The sequence below is a fragment of the Marinobacter caseinilyticus genome (genome assembly GCF_011074955.1).
Classification (GTDB): domain Bacteria; phylum Pseudomonadota; class Gammaproteobacteria; order Pseudomonadales; family Oleiphilaceae; genus Marinobacter; species Marinobacter caseinilyticus.
This window is the reverse complement of record NZ_WUQJ01000023.1, coordinates 60,028-76,083: the sequence shown is the minus strand read 5'-3', so window position 1 is coordinate 76,083 and position 16,056 is coordinate 60,028. Positions and strand designations below refer to the sequence as shown.

General features: G+C 59.3%; 7 protein-coding genes. 3 read left to right on the top strand and 4 right to left on the bottom strand.

Annotated features, from left to right (window positions below):
- Positions 1-2 precede the first annotated feature (2 nt).
- A complete protein-coding gene (locus GRX64_RS12025; RefSeq protein ID WP_166267517.1) occupies positions 3-8,510 on the top strand; it encodes a glycoside hydrolase family 94 protein in 8,508 nt (2,835 codons plus the stop codon).
- 425 nt (positions 8,511-8,935) lie between these two features.
- Here the strand turns inward: GRX64_RS12025 and GRX64_RS12020 are convergent, their stop codons facing one another.
- The gene (locus GRX64_RS12020; protein ID WP_166267515.1) at positions 8,936-11,368 is read right to left on the bottom strand and encodes a response regulator; all 2,433 of its coding nucleotides are present in this window, start codon (positions 11,366-11,368) and stop codon (positions 8,936-8,938) included.
- 245 nt (positions 11,369-11,613) lie between these two features.
- Positions 11,614-12,585 (bottom strand): LysR family transcriptional regulator, encoded by a 972-nt coding sequence (locus tag GRX64_RS12015; RefSeq protein ID WP_235937654.1) that lies wholly within the window; start codon positions 12,583-12,585, stop codon positions 11,614-11,616.
- Positions 12,586-12,685: 100 nt separating this feature from the next.
- Here GRX64_RS12015 and GRX64_RS12010 point away from each other — a divergent pair, with 100 nt between their 5' ends.
- Complete coding sequence (locus GRX64_RS12010; protein ID WP_166267512.1) at positions 12,686-13,162, top strand: DoxX family protein; 477 nt, start codon at positions 12,686-12,688, stop codon at positions 13,160-13,162.
- 100 nt (positions 13,163-13,262) lie between these two features.
- A complete protein-coding gene (locus GRX64_RS12005; protein WP_166267506.1) occupies positions 13,263-14,078 on the top strand; it encodes a DODA-type extradiol aromatic ring-opening family dioxygenase in 816 nt (271 codons plus the stop codon).
- A gap of 587 nt (positions 14,079-14,665) precedes the next feature.
- On the opposite strand, the gene GRX64_RS12000 is transcribed toward GRX64_RS12005, so the two are convergent.
- Positions 14,666-15,007 (bottom strand): hypothetical protein, encoded by a 342-nt coding sequence (locus GRX64_RS12000; protein ID WP_166267504.1) that lies wholly within the window; start codon positions 15,005-15,007, stop codon positions 14,666-14,668.
- Positions 15,008-15,784: 777 nt separating this feature from the next.
- A complete protein-coding gene (locus GRX64_RS11995) occupies positions 15,785-16,024 on the bottom strand; it encodes a sulfurtransferase TusA family protein (RefSeq protein ID WP_166267502.1) in 240 nt (79 codons plus the stop codon).
- Positions 16,025-16,056 lie beyond the last annotated feature (32 nt).

The window sequence follows — 16,056 nt, the reverse complement described above, 5'->3', positions numbered from 1 at the left end:
CCGTGACGCAGACGCCGAGAGCAGAATGGCAGGCCGAAGGCGAGCTCGATAGCGCGGCCTGGCGGTCGGGGAGTGCCGCACAACCGTCGGTTCTGGATACTGTGGCACCCGGCAGTCGCAGTAGTTTCGGGCCTATCAGTGAAGCCTTGACTCAGTATGCCCGCGACCTGAGACGCATCCACAAAAGGCTTTACGCATTGCAGCGCGATCCGCACGCGGCGGGGCCCTGGGTCGATTGGTACACCGACAATGAGTATCTGATTCGTCGGGTTCTGCACAGCCTGCGGCGCGACTTGTCGGTTAATTTCCTCAAACACCTTCCGGTCCTGACCCAGGGGCCTGCTTGTGGTCAACCGCGCGCCCTGGAGCTGGCGCGGATGGCTCTGGAACAGTGTGGCCAGCGGTTTGACCACAGTTTTCTGGAAGCACTGGTGCTGGAACACCGCCAACCGGCGCCGTTCAACACGGCGGAACTCTGGGCATTGCCATTACTGCTGCGTTTCCAGGCTTTGCGTCTGATCCTGCAGACGGTGCAGTGGCGAGTGAAGCAACTGAACACTGAGACGCCTTCGCACGCGATGACCGACGCCGAAGCGACGGATGTGGTGGTCAATGGGGTCTGGAGTCTGCATCGGCTTGAGCGCACGGACTGGCAGGGATTCTTTGAGCGCACCTCACAGGTGGAGAATACCCTCCGCGACGATCCCGCAGGCGCATACAGACGCATGGATTTTGAGACGCGGGACCGTTACCGCAATGCGGTGGAGAAGTTGGCCCGCAAAACCGGTTGTGATGAGTTGGCGGTGGCCAGGGCCGCGATTGAGCTGGCCGTTGTCCAGGTAGAGGAAGACACGGCAGCGCATTACGAGGCTGTTCGATGTCATGTGGGCTATTACCTGATCGGTCCGGGCCAGAAACACCTGCATGAGACGCTGGGCTATCGTTCACCGCGGGCCGCGCTCAACGCTTCGCTATGGCGCCATCGTCAGGGTCTTTACCTGGGCCTGCTTGGCGCCACTGCGGTGTTGTTGGTTTTGTTCCCGAGTGTCTACGCCATGATTTTCGGGTCGGTGTGGCAAGCTGTGCTGGTGGCGGTCATTGTGTCTGTGCCGGGCCTGGTCATCGCGTCAGTGCTGGTCAACTGGTTGATCACGCTGACGATGGCACCGAGGGTGCTGCCCAAGCTGGACTTTGCCCCTGGTATCGATCTGGAACACCGCACGGCGGTTTGCATGGCGATCCTGGTGGCCGGTCCGCAGGATGTGAGTCGTGCGCTCGGCCAACTGGAACGTCACTATCTGGCCAACACCGACCCGTGTTTGCATTTTGGGCTCCTGACGGGGCTCTTTGATGCAACACATAAAATAACGGCCGAGGACGAAGCCCTGCTGAATCAACTCAGGGCGGGCGTGAACAGTCTGAACGCGCATTATGGCGGCAGTGAGTCGCCGTTCTTCTGGATGCACCGGCAGCGCACCTGGGCTCCGCACGAAGGCCTGTGGATAGAGTGGGAGCGCAAGCGCGGAAAATTAAAGGAGTTCAATAACTTCATTCTCAATGGCGACCTGGGGACGTTCAGCGATGGGGCCGGTAACCGGGCTTTGCTGCGTCAGGTCCGCTACGTCATCACCCTGGACGCCGACACGCAACTGCCCGTGAACGCCGCCCGGCGCTTGGTTGGCACCTTCGCCCACCCTCTGAATCAGCCGGTGTGGGACCCTACGACCGGCGTCATCGCCGCCGGCTACAGCATCCTGCAGCCGCGCGTTGAGATTAATCCGTTGACCGCCACACGCAATACATTCACCCGTATTTTTTCCGGTGACCGCGGGCTGGATCTATACACCCTGGCGGTGTCGGATGCCTATCAGGACGTTTTTGGCGAAGGCATCTTTACCGGCAAGGGGATCTATCACGTCGCCGCCTTTGAAGGGAGCCTGCGCGATGCCGTGCCCGAAGGCGCGGTGCTCAGTCACGATCTGTTCGAGGGCATCCACGGTCGCACGGCACTGGCCAGCGATGTGGTGCTGTACGAGGATTACCCACCGGACTACCTGACTTACCTGCGCCGGTTACACCGCTGGGTGCGTGGCGACTGGCAACTGCTGCCGTGGCTCGGATCGCGGGTTCCGACCGAGACCGGTTCACGGCGCGCGAACCGCCTTGATGCCGTGCACCGTTGGCAGCTCATCCATAATCTGCTGCGCAGCCTGCAGAGCCCATGGTTGCTGCTGCTGCTGGTTTTGGGTTGGTTTTCCCTGCCGGGTTCCGCATTGCACTGGACTATATTGGCCCTGCTGACGTTGCTGGTTCCGACCCTGACCAGTGTGGTGGGCCTGGCGCACTCGACACTGCGCCGCCGGCGCACGGCCTCAACGTGGCGGAATCTGGTGGCGGACATCAAGCGCTGGTTGCTGGCAGTGGCCTTCCTGCCCCTCGAGTCACGGATGGTCTCCGATGCCATTGGTCGCTCGCTCTATCGCAGCCATATCAGTCACCGGCGACTCCTTGAGTGGACCCCCGCCGCCATGGACGCAGGCCGCAACAACAACAGCTCGGCCAGACATTATTGGCGCAGCTTGTGGTTTGGCCCGGGTCTGGCCGCTCTGGTGGGCAGTCTGCTGTGGGTCGACGCTTCTGAGTCATTCTGGTTTGCAGCGCCGGTATTGGCGTTGTGGCTGGTGTCGCCGCATGTGGCGTATCGACTGCGCCGCGAATACCGGCCGGTCGTGGAGGTCATGCGACCGGAGGACCGGACGCACCTGCGCCGGCTTGCACGCCGCACTTGGTTTTTTTTCGAGAGCTTTGTTGGGCCAGAGGACCATTGGCTACCCCCTGATCACTATCAGGAAAACCCCAAGGGCCTGGTCGCCCACCGCACGTCACCGACCAATATCGGGTTGTTATTGCTGGCCAACTGCACGGCCTATGATCTCGGTTATATCGATGCTGAGGAACTACTGATTCGTACTCGGAATACCCTTCACACCCTGGAAAAAATGCCACAATTTCGTGGGCATATACTCAATTGGGTTGATACCCACCACCTGACGCCATTGTCGCCCGCGTATGTGTCCACGGTGGATAGCGGGAATCTGCTTGGGTGCTTGATCGCGCTGAAGCAGTTACTGATCCACCTGCGGGATGAACCGGTCTGGAAAGGGGACCGCTTTGAGGGTGTACTCGACGCGGTGGGCGTTCTGGAAGACGCACTGGGCGATGACCCCTCGACCAGCTCCCGGCGCCTGTTGGCCGGGGAACTTGAGGAACTGCGACGTCAGGTCGTTGCAGGGCGCGACCAGCCTGGCACCTGGCCACGGCTGCTTGATGCGGTGGCGCATCGCATTGACGTCAGTCTTGATCCGGCGATTCAGCGCGTTCTCCGGGAGACGGAAGCGCTGCCCCCTGAAATCCTTGCCGACATGCGTTTATGGCTGGAGCGGATACACCACCATATGCGTCGCCTGAAAGAATATCGGGATCGGTTTTTACCCTGGTGGCACCTGATTCAGCGGTTGCCGTCACCAGACCCGTCCGAACTGCCCGATAAGCGCGCGGGCGCCTGGAGCGCATTGCTGTCGGAATTGACGCGCAGTGCCACTTTTTCCGAACTGGGAACGATCGAGCACCGGTTGCAGCATTTGATAGGGCAGTTGCAGCCTGCGTTGGACACGCCGGAGACGGAACTAAGCCAATGGCTAAAACAATTAAGCGTGCAACTGAGCAGTGCCAGTAAGGCCTCGCTACAGGTATTGGCGTGGGCGGAGGAAGGGCGAGCGCTGAGCGATAAACTCTTTGCCAACACCGACATGTCGTTTTTGTACAACCCTGTCCGCCATGTTTTCAGCATCGGCTATAACGTGGACCTGGGCAAGCTGGACGATAATGGCTACGACCTGCTTGCTTCGGAGGCACGGCTGGCGAGTTTTCTGGCGATTGCCAGGGGTGAGGTGCCGGCCCGTCACTGGGTTTGTCTGGGGCGCCCCATGACCCGTGACGACGGCAATGCCCTGTTGCTGTCCTGGAGTGGCACCATGTTTGAGTACCTGATGCCGCAGTTGCTGATGGCTGAGCCTCCTGGCAGCCTGCTGGGGCGCAGTGCCAGGGCCGCCATTGATATTCAGATCAACTTTGCCCGCAGCCATGACATACCCTGGGGCATATCGGAGTCGGGCTACTACCTGCTGGATAGCGCGCAGAATTACGCCTATCACGCGTTCGGAGTACCGCAACTTGCCCTGCGGGTTGAAAAGACCTTCCTTGAACTGGTGGTGACGCCTTACGCTACCTTTCTTGGGCTTTGGTGGCGGCCACAGGCCGCAATGGACAACCTGAAACGGCTGGAAGGCATGGGGATGTTGGGACACTATGGCCTCTATGAGGCCCTGGATTGCACCAAGCGCCGCATGGAAGTGGGCAAAACCCAGGCCATCGTCCGGAGCTACATGGCACACCATCAGGGCATGTCGCTGGTCAGCGCGGGGAATGTCCTGGTTGGCGCGCAGGCTGTCGCACGCTTTAGCCGGGAGCCCCTGGTGCGTGCCACTGAGTTGTTACTGTTAGAGCGGGTTGATCCGGAAGCGGAGGTAGAGTTTCCCGCTTCGGTGTTGCCGGAGCCCGGGAAATCAACCGGAGAAGAGGTGCCGACGATTGTGCCTTGGGGGGTGCCGGTTGACACCGTCACGCCACGGGGCCATTGGTTTTCCAACGGCCGCATGAACGTGCTGGCGACCAACACCGGCGGCGGTTTCAGCAGTTGGAAAGGGTTTGCCCTGACCCGTTGGCAGCCAGACCGGACCGTGGACACTTGGGGCAGCTGGCTTTACTTGCAAGACATCGACACCGGCCAAAATTGGTCGCTGACCCGCCGACCCAGTCGGCAGCCTGGTCTGAAGGAGCAAGTGCGTTTTTCCGGCCATGGTGTGGATTACCGGCGTCAGTACCAGGACTTGATCCAGCGACTGGAAGTGACGGTGTCGCCCTGGGAAGACGTAGAGCTGCGGCGAGTGACATTGACCAACCATGGCGACCGCCCGCGACGGTTACGCCTGACCACGTACGCCGAAGTGGTGCTGGCCGAGCTGCGCGCCGATGCCCAGCACCCGGCGTTCAGCAAACTGTTTGTGCACAGCGAATACCTCGCCGACCGATCCCTGTTGCTGTTCGAGCGGCGTGCCCGTGAGTCGGTATCCGAAGCCCCGGTGATGGCCGAGTTGATCATGGGGGCGGGCGGTGTCCTGGCGCCCGAGGCGCTGGAAACCGATCGCGCCGCTTTTCTGGGGCGCCTTGCCTCTTACCGCCACCCGAAAGCCCTGGATGAAGAAGTCGCCGTGAGTGGGGCCCTTGGCTATTCACTGGACACGATTGCAGCGCTGCAGACTACCGTCACAATCGCGGCGGGCGCCACGGTGCAGGTGGCTTTTTTACGCTTCGCCGGGACTAGCCGTGAGGAGGTTCTGGACGCCGCAGGGCATTATACGTCCTGGCCGAGGGTGCAGCGCGTGTTCGAAGAGGCCCGCCTGGAAGCCGGCCGCGAATTGGCGCGGGCAAATATCGACAGTCCGGCATTGCGCACGATTGCCCGGCTGACGTCTGCGGTGCTTTATCCCCATTCACGGTTACGCGCACCCGTTCAGGACCTCACTGCGAATCGGCTGCGCCAGGAGCATCTCTGGGGTGTTGGTGTGTCGGGGGATTATCCGATCGTTCTGATGACGTTTGGCCTGGACGCGGGCCCTGAGCCACTGCGGATGTTGCTCCGGGCGCACGCCTATTGGCGTAAGCGGCACCTGCCCGTCGATGTGGTGATACTGAACGTGGGGGACTACGGTTATGAGGGGGCCACCCGGGATACGCTGCGTCGACTGCTCATCGAGCAGGGCGCCGAACCCTGGATCGGTGGCCGTGGCGGTATCTTCCCCCTGAAGGCCGATACCCTGGATGAGAAGGATGTTGTGTTGCTCAAAGCCGCGGCTGCCGTGGTCCTGGACGGCGCCGCGCCGTCGTTGATGGCTGACTTGAGTCGAATGGACATTACCGTAGCGCCGTTACCAAGGCTTCGGGTTTGGCGGCCGCGCAAGCGGGCGCAGGATGTCCCGCTAGCCCGACCCCAGAATCTGCGCTATGACAATGGTTATGGCGGTTTCACGGACGATGGCAAGGAGTACATCCTGGAAGTCACGTCACAGCGTCCCACTCCGGCGCCGTGGATCAATGTCATCGCCAATCCGGTGTTTGGTTTCACCGTCTCCGAGGCCGGGGCCGGTTTCAGCTGGTTCCGGAACAGCGCCGAAAACCGACTGACGCCCTGGCGCAATGACCCGGTGCTGGATGAGCCCGGTGAATGCTTATACCTGCGGGACGAGGAAACCGGCGCGTTGTGGGGCCCGACGCCAAAACCGGTGCCCCACCGCTCCACTTACCTGGTTCATCACGGTGCCGGCTATTCCCGCTTCGAGCATCGTCAATACGGAATCGACAGCGACATCCTGTGTTTCACGCCGCCGGACGACGCCGTCAAAATTACCCGGGTCCACCTGAAAAACCGCTCCTCCCGGCCACGACGGCTCACTATGACCTATTACGCCGAATGGGTGCTTGGCACCCGACGGGAGGTGACCCAGCTGTTCCTGAAACCGTTCTACCTGCCGGAGCAGCACGCGGTCCTGGTGAGCAACCCCTATAACCCGGAAGGCCCTGACCAGGTGGCGTTTCTGGCCACCAGTCGCGAAGTGCACGGTTACACCACGGATCGCAGCGAATTTATCGGCTGCAACGGCGGTCTTGATGCCCCGGCGGCCTTGGCGCGGGTGGGGTTGGCCAGTTGTGTTGAACCCGGGCGTGACACCTGCGGGGTACTGCAGGTGCACGTGGACCTGCCAGCGGAGGGGGAAGAAACATTTACCTGGCTGCTGGGCGTGGGCGCTGTCCAGGCGGAGGCGCTGGAGCTGATTGAGCGTTTTCGGGCCACGGCAGCCGTTGACCGGGCGTGGGACCGCAACCAGCGGCACTGGGAGCACCTGTTGGGCCGGCTGTCCCTGGAATGCCCGGACCCCGGTATTGGCTTTCTGTTCAACCGTTGGCTGCTGTACCAGACCGTGACCAGCCGCCTGTACGGACGAACCGGACTTTACCAGTCCAGCGGCGCGTTCGGTTTTCGTGATCAGTTGCAAGACACTACGGCACTGTTGCAGGTCACGCCTGCGATGTGCCGTGAGCGGATACTCGACGCGGCGGCGCGGCAATTCGCAGAAGGCGACGTCTTGCACTGGTGGCACCCGCCGCGGGCACGAGGCGTTCGCACCCGCATTTCCGACGATCTGGTCTGGCTGCCTTACGTGTTGTGCGAGTATCTGACCGTTACCGGCGGCGACGATGATCTGCTGGACACGCAGATACCTTATCTCGCGGGCGAGCCCTTGCATCATCATGAGTCGGAGCGCTATGCCGAATACGTCCCGTCCGGGGAGGTGGGCAGCCTCTATGATCATTGCCTTCGGGCCATACAGCACGCCTACCGCCTGGGAGAGCATGGCCTGCCCCTGATCGGCGGTGGTGACTGGAACGACGGCATGAACCGGGTGGGCGCCGATGGGCGCGGGGAAAGTGTCTGGCTGGGCTGGTTTCTGGTGCTTACGATGCGGCGTTTTGCCGATGTCTGCGACCGACGCGCCGACTCTGGCACGGCCGGGGCCCTGCGATCCTGGGCGGCGACGCTGGCGTCGGAAATCAACGCCCGAGCCTGGGATGGGGCGTGGTTCCGCCGCGCCTATTACGACAACGGAGTGCCTATGGGCGCCGCCGGCGACATGGCCTGTGAAATCGATTCGATTGCCCAGTCCTGGGCGGTTTTATCCGGTGCGGCGGAGGGCACTCGGGGCGCCCAGGCCATGGACGCAGTGTGGCAGCGGCTGTTTAAAGTGCCGCCGGGGCAGGTGTTGTTGTTCACTCCGCCCTTTGTCGGCAGCCACCCCGACCCGGGCTACATTGCGGCCTATCCGCCCGGGGTGCGGGAAAACGGTGGGCAATATACCCATGCCGCCTGTTGGGTCGGCCTGGCGTTTGCGGCGTTGGGCGATGCTGGCCGGGCCGCCGCCGTGATGAACGCCATTAACCCAATCCGACACGGCGACAGTGGGCCGGCAGTGGCCGAATACCGGACCGAACCTTATGCGGTGGCAGCGGATATTTACGGCGCCGCGCCTCACATTGGCCGTGGCGGCTGGACTTGGTACACGGGTTCGGCCGGGTGGATGTACCGGCTGATTCTCGAAGGTGTTCTGGGCATAAAACGTCACGGCGAGATGCTGGAAGTAAACCCGTGTTTGCCGCCGGAGTGGCCCGGCTGTTCGCTGCTCTACCGCTACGGTGACCGCGACAGTGTCTGTCGCATCACGATCACAAGAATGAGCGCCGAAATGCCTCCGCCCGAGGGGACCTGCGCGCCTTGCTGTATCGCGCTCGAGGACGATGGGGGGGAGCAGGAAGTGACGGTGTGCGTCCGGCCTTGATGACATGACAAAAGGGGGGGCTGGGGATCGCATCCGGAGCAGGATTCAGACCGATGGTTTCCTGGTGACAATATCGGAACGGGTTTCAGGCTGCGTTGGTTCCGTCGCCCTAGCACCCCTCGCGAACAAGCGTCATTTCACGCTCCTGCATGTCCGCCTGACCCGTTGGGATGGCCAGGGGGCCGAGATGCAGAGAGTAAGGCAACCGAAATTGCGTTGATGAAGCGGGGCGGGATCGTGCTCACGGGCACGATTGCGGCAAACCCGTGGCCGAAACGGATGCGCTTGCCTGGGCCACAAAATTCGAAGGTGCCAGCGCCTGCCGGCCGGCGCGCCAGCGCAACAATGCAGCGGCGGGAAGTCGTGTGATGACGGTTACAACAGGGGCCTTGGCGTGCGCAGGCCATTGAATAAGGAGCGGTGTATTACCTGATCGGTTCACGGCTGTTTGCTATTGACGTCCGGACCCATTGCCGAACTTTCGATATCAAAAGATCTGGATTCAATGGCTTGGAGATGAAATCGTCCATGCCAGCGTCTTTGCATTTTTCATTGTCACCTGCCATGGCATTGGCGGTTACCGCAAGTATCGGAATATCGCGATAAAATTCTCCGGCCACACCTGACCTAATCTCTTTTGTTGCCTCGTAGCCGTCAAGTTCCGGCATTTGACAATCCATCAGGATTAACGAATAAGGCTGTTCGACTTCTGTTTTTTTGAGCATGTTGATTGCGACACGGCCATTGCGGGCAAATTCCACCGTTAATCCAGCGTTCTCCAATATGGCCTGAACCAGCACCTGGTTTACCTCACTGTCCTCGGCACAGAGTATGGATATGCTCTCTTGCTGGCTGTACGCGTTGTCAGCTGCGCTTGAATAGGCCTCGCCACTTTGTAATGGCGACAACTGAGGGCGCTCTTCCCAGGGGGTGGTTGTGGTCGACGGCCCTGCTTGTTCGGTCACGGTGCAATCGGTCACTGTACACAAGGCATCGTACAGGTGTGAGGACCTGAGTGGCTTAGCAAGAGCCCCTGCGAACCCCAGTTTGGCAAGCTGGCCGCTGTCGCCTTTGTCTGTTATTGGAAGCAGCATAAAACACTTCATCGACAGGAAGCGGGGGTCGTTTAAAAGTTCCCGGCCCAGTGTTTCACCATTATTGACAGGCATGTTCATATCGATCAGACCGATGTCAAAAATGGCAGCGTTCTCGTCATAAAAGGCTTCGCACGCGGTGATCGCGGCAGCAGCGTTCGCGGCGGTTACTGTTTTGATGTTCCAGCGGCTCAGTTGGCGACAGATCACGTTGCGATTTTCTGCATTATCGTCGACAACAAGTGCCGTCAGCTGATCAAACTGTGCCACTGGCAAGTTTGCCGGGGGTTGGTCTGAGGCGGCGAGTTTGAGTACGCAGGTGAAGCAGGAACCAACCCCTGGTGTACTGTCCACGGTAATGCTGCCGTTCATTAATTCGCACAACCGTTTAACAATCGATAAACCCAGACCAGTGCCGCCAAATTCTCGTGTTGTGGAGGCATCCACTTGACTGAAAGAATCGAACAACATTTCCTTTTTTTCCGTCGGAATCCCGATGCCGGTATCACTCACGCTGATTGCAACTTTATATGCACCTTGGGGCTCTGCTTGGATACGGGCACATACAACAATTTCACCTCGCGTCGTGAATTTTATCGCGTTGTTGATCAAATTGGTTACGATCTGCCGGAATCGGTGGGGGTCGCCTATTACCGTTTCTTTATTTAGCTCAGAGGTGTCAAGAATGAGCTCCAGCCCTTTTTGTTCTGCCTGGTAGGCGGCGTCTTCTACAATCATGCCGAGTTGCGTTTCAATGTCGAAATTCAACTGCTCGAAGCTGACTTTGTCCGCCTCAATTTTCGATAAATCCAAGATATCGTTAAGCAGAATGAGCAGAGACTTGGCGCTCCGATCCGCGACTTTCGCCCGCTGCCGCTGCTCTTTACTGAGATCACTGCCCAGCAGCAGGTACAGCATGCCGATGACGCCATTTAATGGCGTGCGGATTTCATGGCTCATGTTCGCAAAAAACGAATTTTTCACTGCCATCGCGTTTTCTGCGGATTTTTGCAGTTGCCGGGCCTTTTCGCGCTCCTCCGCCAGACGCCGATACGCCCGGCCAACGAGTTTCTCCGTTGGCACAAATATGACGATGACTTCCAGAGCCAACAGAAAAATCACCGCCAAGCCAATGCCCAGTTGCATCAGGGCCAAAGAGTTTACGCGCGCCAGTGCTTCTGCTTCGTATTGGCTCACAACCGCATCAAGGTCATCGAGCAATAGGGTCAGGAACGTGGGATCGAATAACGTTAAGTCGATATCGTTGACGACGTCCGAGGAGGCAATATCACTCAGCATCCATGCAGAATTTGCGAAGCGCCGGACTCTGTCATCAAGGCTTGGGTCGCCACCGAAATATAATTGACGCAGCGTAGGCGACAAAGCTTCCCCATCACGCGGTAGGTGTTGCGTCAACACGCGATGATTCTCCCTCATTTTTAGTGCTAACGCGCCAAGTTCGCTCGAGACATTCGCATAATATACCGAATTATCAATAGCCTGCTCCTGCCGTACGGCATAAAGTGAAATCCTTTGAGAGAGCATGCGCTGACTGCCGGCGAGGTTGATTACCGAGGAATCTGAAGATTGGGTTTGCAAGATTTGGTTAAAGAGAACGGTGGATAAGAGGACCAAAGCGGCGATCAAGCTTAAGGCGATGGCATAACTCAATCGGAAGCGACGTAGTATAAACCGAGGGCTGTGGTGTTCCGATTCGACATCGACACTGTCTGCTGGGGGCGCGGATTCAACGTTATCGGGCATTTGGACCTATGGCAGTCGGGGCTGTCCCCAGATAACAAAAAATTAACACAAAATCCTTTTGTGAGGAAATCGTGGGGAAGGACTAGGCTGTCCAACTCTGCCAAGTCGGCCGGATTTCGCTCACGGCGTGCTCGCACTGTAAGCGGCAATCTGTGCAGCGACTTGTGCCAAAGTCGCTCCGGCCGTTTATTGGCGGGCCTCCCAGTGTCGGCACACCCACTGACATGCCCGCTGGCCAACGTCCATTACTCAAAATGATCCCAGTAGGGCGGGTCGCCAAAAAAACCGTCGCTGAAGGCGATAAAACTGCGCACTTTGCTCGCCAGCAGCTGCCGGTGTGCGTATACCGCATAGAGTGCCATCGGCTCCGGTTCATACTCTGGCAGGACAACCTGCAGTTTCCCTTCTTTGATCGCGGAGCCTGAAATAAAGGTGGGTTGCAGGGCAATGCCTGCGCCGGCGATGGCAGCTTCGACCAGCACATCGCCGTTGTTGCTGACCATGTCGCTGCCGTGGTCACGGCCACTGCTTTGCAGCCACCGGTGCACCGCCTGGCTGGCGTCCAACGCCATGTAACTGTAGCGCAGGTAACGGTGGTTCCTGAGGTTTTCCGGGCGTTGGGGCGTGCCGTGTTCTTTCAGGTAGGCCGGCGAGGCGCACAGCACCAGCCGTACCGGCGCAATCCGTTTAGCTATCAGTGAGGAGCTTTTCAGGTGGCCGATCCGCAGGGCGATATCGAACCCCTCTTCGAGAATGTCGACTTTGCGGTCATTCAACTGCAGATCAATGCCTACGCCTGGATTGGCGCTTTGAAATTCGCTCAGTAACGGCGCCATGTGACGGGTGGCGAACGACACGGGCGCACTGATGCGCAGCATTCCCCGGGCTTCGCGTTGCAGATCACCTAGCTCGCTCTCCATGTCGTCAATGTCGTTGAGGACCTGTTGGGCACGCAGGTGATAGCTCGTTCCCGCCTCGGTCAAGTGTAGCTTGCGGGTGGTGCGGTTGAGCAGGCGCACTGCCAGGTGTTGTTCAAGCTGGGATACGTACTTGCTGACCAGCTGAGGCGACATGCCCAGCCGGTCGGCGGCGCGGGTAAAGGTGCCTTCGTTCACCACGGTGACGAAGGTGCGCATGGCGTCGATGCGGTCCATCAGTGTGTCCTGATCCGGTGATGCATTCAGATTATCAATGAATAGTTGATAATAAAACAACATTGTCGGGCTTAGTCTTTTGATTTGGCGATAGTAAAGTGGCGTCATTACCTGAGGCGCGGCTTCAGGACACATCAACAGCGAAAGATTCGAGGTGACTATCATGAACTCCACATTCACTCAGGCATTGTTCAGATCCACTGGCGGCTATGCCGCATTGATTCTGCGGGTGCCCGTCGGTCTAATCCTGGCTGCCCACGGCGCTCAGAAACTGTTTGGCTGGTTCGGCGGCTATGGTCTGGAGGGCACCGGGCAGTGGTTGGCGAGCATCGGTCTGGCGCCCGGTTACTTAATGGCCCTGCTGGCCGGCGGTGCCGAGTTTTTTGGCGGACTGGCGCTGGTACTGGGTCTGCTGACCCGTCCGGCGGCGCTGGTGTTGGCCTTTACCATGCTGGTCGCCATGTTTGCCGTGCACATCGGTAATGGCTTGTTCATGGCCAACAATGGCTACGAGTACGCCTTGACCCTGTCCGTCGTTACTCTGGCGCTCGCGATTCAGGGCGGTGGCCGGTTTGCGCTGGACAACAGGCTGCTGGCACGGTTGGGTGGTGGTGAGCTGCGACAGCGGGTGGTTGAGTGACCATCGGTGGCATGATCACAACACAGTAATACAAACTGGACTGGCGCTCTTACGGTAATGATGAGCGCATTTTTCACCATCACTGAGGGGAGCAATTGCCATGAGCGCTCAATCCGATGTTCTGTTTATTTCCCACGGTGGCGGGCCAATGCCGTTGCTGGGTGATCCGGGTCACCGTGAGCTGGTGGATCGGCTCACTGACATTGCCGGCAAGCTGCGTAAGCCCTCGGCCATTCTGGTCATCAGCGCACACTGGGAAGAATCGGTACCGACGATCACCTCGGGTGCTACCCCGTCGCTGATCTACGATTACTCCGGCTTTCCGCCGGAGTCCTATGCAATCAAGTACCCATGCCCCGGTGAGCCTGCGCTGGCCCGGCAGATCCACGAAGCGCTGGAGAAGGCCGGGATGCCTGCGCGGCTCGATGACCACAGGGGCTTTGATCACGGTCTGTTCGTGCCGCTCAAGCTGATGTACCCGCAGGCGGATATTCCGTGCGTCCAGCTTTCACTGGTGAACAGCCTGGATGCCCGCACGCACCTTGCCCTTGGCCAGGCGCTGCAGGGGTTGGACTACGACAACCTGCTGGTGATCGGGTCCGGTTTCTCGTTTCATAACATGCGTGCGTTCTACTCGCCGAATACGCCGGAGATCGCAGCCCGCAACCAGGCCTTTGAGGACTGGCTGGCGAAGACCTGTTGCGATGCCAGCATGGCCGAGGCTGAGCGCACCGAGCGATTGTTGCACTGGGATAGCGCGCCCCACGCCCGGTTCTGTCATCCCCGGGAGGAACACCTGTTGCCGCTGCACGTGTGTTACGGATTGGCAGCCAAACCAAGCGGTGCGCACATAACGGCAACGATCCTGGGGAAGGCATCGGGGATGTTTTATTGGGGCACGGGACTGTCGGGATGACCGATTGAAGCGAGCCGCCACCCGAGTGTTTATCCACAAACACAGACAGACCGCTTCGCACTCAAACGCGACACCCTTGAGCGCATTCATGCGTTGCTAGCGGTCGTCAAACAGGCGGTTATTATTGCCAAGCCTTTGTACCGTCGGCGAAGTGCAACCGATGCGAGGGTAGGCCACGCTTGGGGTGTGACCGGTCTGCAGGCACTTGCCCGGGCTGGGCTTCCAGGCACCCACCAGCCGGTCTCCGATCGCGCGCTCTATGATGATGGCTTGACCTTGGCATCCGTCGCTTTATCTGCACGCCAAGGTGTGCCTTCGCAGCTCGCATAGGTGGGGCAGTTGGGCAGGCAGCCCCGGCAAGGCAGGCGATGTGGTGTGTCTGGGGCGTTGGCGGACGGTTGCTTTAACATGGAATGCCTTCTGATTTGGGTCAACAGAAGGATGTTACGGTCGCGAGGGGCGATCGGATGTCCGCTCCGTCTTTACCAGCGCTCGGGTGCTCGACGAACCACGTTCGCGGGTTCAACCGTGACCGGCAACCCGGCAGTGAATGGCACCCCGGCGTCAGGGTAAGGGTCTAGGAATATTTAGGCGTCATTGCCGGTTGTTCGCTCGGAGAAGCGTGCCGTCAGCCGCTGGACTACACGGGGTGCATGGTTCTCCGGCAGGGTTCCGAGGGCTTCCGCTTGGCCAAAGAGCTCCGATTCGCAGGTCCGCAAATCGGAGACACGTTCGACACCATTGACCGCGATAAAGTAGAGTTCCTTGCCCGGCTTCTTGCCGATCACCAGGTCGCCCTCATAAACCACCACTTCCCCAAAAGCGCCGATTGATGCGGCGCTGGCTTGTGCTTCACCGGTGAGTTGCGAGAAGTGGGTATATCGTCGCGTGTTGCCAAATGCCCAGCTCCACAATCGAGAGTCCGTCATTGTGGTTCCTCCAAATGGACCTTAGTGTAATTAATCAGACAACTCGGACTATGCAGGAAGTTGGCCAGTAATTGAGCAACCGGCAAAAGTGTACAAATTGTCACCTGCTGTACACCTACGTGGGATGGTCGGCCGTGTGGTGAGGTTCACAATGTTGTCGCCTCAGCCGACGGCATCCTCTTGGGATCGTTGAAAACGCTCGTTTTTCCCTCTGCATGGCCAGGCAGCAGGTTGTCAGTCCAGGCTTTGGGAGAATGGGCGGATGCGGCCAGGTCGGCTCACTAACCCTGAGGCTGTCCGCATTCCGCCATTGCTCAGCAGACATAAGAGCCAGATTGTTGCGCATTGCGAACCGTTTTAGGGCATCACAAGGGCTGCTTCCATCGTAGTGCATGCACTGCCTGTGCCGGAGGACGCCAAGTCGGGTTGGGAAAAGCGAACCTGCGCTGGCACGGTCGATCCATGAAGCGCTGTAGAAGGCAGGGATGCCAGCGCGGCTCTCCAACCCAAGAGACGTCGGTTGCGGTCTGTTCGTGCCGCCCAAATGTGTTGCGGACTGGCAGGCAAACCAAGTGATGCGCCCACAACGCCAACGATCCTGGCGCACGCCTTAGGGGCGCTTTATCGGGATGCGGGCACAGCGCAGGAGTTGTTGATTGGGGCATAGGGGGGTGCGTGAGCAGTCAACGCTGATGCTACCTTAACCATTGGATTTCAGGGATGAAACCGGCCGATACGTGCAGTAGGGGGCTTGCCATAGCGTTTCAGAACGGGGAACTATGCCAAACGGATACGATAACGGAGGACACTGGCATCCTCTTCGCGGATCCATTCAATTCTGTGACCGGTCAGCTCACACAGCGACTGTAAATCCCGACGACCGCTGGGGTCGTCGGCCAGAAACTCGACCTGCGTGCCGCTAGGCAAATCTTGGGTACGTTTTTTAAAACGCAAAATGGGGAGAGGGCACACCAAACCGATGGCATCGATTTGATGTACCCCAGATTGATCAGTCAAGACGTACGCTCGTACTGCTGGTTTGCTCGGCT